Source organism: Salmonella sp. SAL4457, from assembly GCF_046548235.1.
GTDB lineage: Bacteria > Pseudomonadota > Gammaproteobacteria > Enterobacterales > Enterobacteriaceae > Salmonella > Salmonella enterica.
This window is the reverse complement of the sequence record NZ_JBGDZO010001445.1, coordinates 1-231: the sequence shown is the minus strand read 5'-3', so window position 1 is coordinate 231 and position 231 is coordinate 1. Positions and strand designations below refer to the sequence as shown.

The following is a 231-nucleotide window of genomic DNA, read 5'->3' as shown; positions in this document are numbered from 1 at the left end:
ATCAAGGACATCCCGGACAGCCAGGACGACATGGAAATCACCTCGGCGGTGATCGCCATGGCCCACAACCTCAAGCTCAAGGTAGTCGCCGAAGGCGTGGAGAGCGCCGAGCAACTGGCCTTCCTCCGGCGCAACCGCTGCGACATCGGCCAGGGCTACCTGTTCGACCGGCCGATCCCCAGCGACCTGCTCAATACCAGTCTGCTGCGCTATCCCTGCCGCACCCTGCAC

1 protein-coding gene is annotated in these 231 nt (G+C 64.1%); it reads left to right on the top strand.

The genetic code is table 11. The features are described from left to right. Window positions 1-231, top strand: a 231-nt coding sequence (locus ACLJNW_RS28955; protein ID WP_410962131.1) for an EAL domain-containing protein, incomplete at both ends; no start/stop codon positions are given.